The organism is Psychroflexus gondwanensis ACAM 44 (assembly GCF_000355905.1).
GTDB lineage: Bacteria > Bacteroidota > Bacteroidia > Flavobacteriales > Flavobacteriaceae > Psychroflexus > Psychroflexus gondwanensis.
In genome coordinates, this window is the sequence record NZ_APLF01000040.1 from 1 (window position 1) to 2,069 (window position 2,069).

Consider the following 2,069-nt stretch of genomic DNA (forward strand, 5'->3'; position numbering starts at 1 on the left):
ATGCCCAGTTATTATTCACTCTGTTTCATATTTCCAGAGTTCATACCAACCCTGAATTTTTTCTTTTTCCATTCTATAAGGAACTTAATTGGAACAAAAATTGTTACATCGACTTTTTCTCCATTTCTTAATGCAGGTTCCCAATTCCCACTAGATTTGGATAACGCAACTTTAAATTCATTTTCCAACTCGGGATAGTCTGCTCCAGAAACTATTATATCTTTTGCTATTCCCTCTTTGGTTATTAACATCGTGATTTTTACATCTCCTAGTAAGTTTTTCTTTTTTTTATGATTAACTGGATTTAGATTTTTGATGAGAAAGGAATTCAAATCTCCATCTATGATTTTGGGTAAAACATCTACTTTTTCTTGCTGATTTTTTTTAATTCCGATTAGATTTTTATTAATGGAATAATCATAATGTTCAACAAGTTCTCCATTCTCATATCTTTTCCAAATTCCAGTTTTTTCTTTTTCCGTAAATCTCCCAACTTGCAAAGTATCTCTGTCATAACTGAGTTCAACAAAAAGTCCATTTTTCTTGTCGTTTTCATAAGTCGTGAGGTATTTTACTCGCATATCATTTTCGTTATATTTCTCACGAAAACGGTAGTATTCATTCCAAACTCCTTGCTTTTGATTATTTTCAAACTGACCTTCTTCTGATACCGAGTTGTAATATTTCCAGTTCCAAGTCAATAAATATTTTCCCTGTCTAATTTCTGGGTCAGATTTTAGAACATTATAAACTTCGTTTTTCTCTCCGATTGAGTTATTTACTTCTCTCGTTTCTTGTGATTTGCAAATGGATATTGAAAGTAAGCAAATCAATATTAATATCTGTTGTTTCATTTTTTTTGTCTAATTGGGCATAACGGTTACTGTATGGTGCGTTGTGGATTTGATAAAGATACAATTTCAGTTTAGCACTTAGCAAAAACCGCTTTGTGGTTTTGTAATTTGCTTTTCAAAACAAAATCCGCTAGCGGATTTTGCGAGCTTGAAAGTAGCTACTCAAACTTGCTAAACCACCTTACCCACAATGCACTATACAGCGTGTTGTAGCAAGTGATTTTTTTCATTTATTGAGGAGTTGCTCCATCTTTATAATCATATTTAGTATTATACGAGCCATCCTCGTAATACCATGTCCATATTCCTATTCTTCTACCTTTTTTATATTCTCCTCGAACATTTAAGTTTCCATTTTCATAGTATTCTTCGTAGACGCCTTCTCTGCCTGTTGATGTTGAGCCACCTTTAATATTAATGTTTATTTGACCATGAATTTCTTTTAAATTCCCATTATCATGATACTCATAAACTTGTAAAAAACTACCGGTGTCGGTTTTTGTGTCAATAAATTTATATTCTAATTTCCCATTATCTTTTATGGAGTAATTTTTTGAAATACTAACGTTTTCTGAAGTATTTGATTCGGTCATAATGAAACCGTTTTTTGAGTATTGGGTAATTATATTGCATTCAAAATCATAAAAAGATTTTAATGTATCATTTTCATAGAAATGTTTCCAATGTCCTGTCGCTGATCCATTTTTAAATTGTCCTGTTGCTGCTAAATGACCATTTGAGTAGTAGAAATCATATTTTCCTGATTTTTTATGGTCAAAAATTTTGGCAAACTGTCTCAAAATCTTTAATTCACTTTGTACAGATTCAGTCATTGATACCTTCTTTGTCCATTCGTCACAGATACTGCAACATCCAAAATTATTTCCTTCGCCTGAAGTATATATGAGATATTCATTTCCAACGGGCAATGAAGCACCCCCCACAGATGAATTATGACTACCTGTATTAATCTTAATTATGGTACTGTCAACTGAGCCAAATATGACGTCGATAATCTTAACTGTAGAATATAAGTTTCCATTTTCGTCTTGGTCGGATGTAAGAATTTCGCAAATGAAAACTGTCCCTGTCTGCCCTTTAAATAATTTTTCGGTCAATGTCTTGTCGTCCGCTGCGCAAATGGAAAATCCAACTTTAGCTGCCAGGATTAATAAGATTATTAATATAACTCCCTTCATTTTTCACATTTGCTAC

General features: G+C 32.4%; 2 protein-coding genes. Both read right to left on the minus strand.

Going from position 1 to position 2,069, the window contains the following annotated elements; genetic code table 11:
* Positions 1–11: 11 nt before the first annotated feature.
* Complete coding sequence (locus PGOND44_RS14780; protein WP_003445932.1) at positions 12–854, minus strand: energy transducer TonB; 843 nt, start codon at positions 852–854, stop codon at positions 12–14.
* A 230-nt stretch (positions 855–1,084) separates the two neighbouring features.
* Positions 1,085–2,053 (minus strand): hypothetical protein, encoded by a 969-nt coding sequence (locus PGOND44_RS14785; RefSeq protein WP_003445935.1) that lies wholly within the window; start codon positions 2,051–2,053, stop codon positions 1,085–1,087.
* Positions 2,054–2,069 lie beyond the last annotated feature (16 nt).

What these genes read in the sequence shown, in the direction of transcription:
- PGOND44_RS14785 (WP_003445935.1), bottom strand. Translation starts at nt 2,053, where the DNA reads ATGAAGGGAGTTATATTAATAATCTTATTAATCCTGGCAGCTAAAGTT.
- PGOND44_RS14780 (WP_003445932.1), bottom strand. Translation starts at nt 854, where the DNA reads ATGAAACAACAGATATTAATATTGATTTGCTTACTTTCAATATCCATT.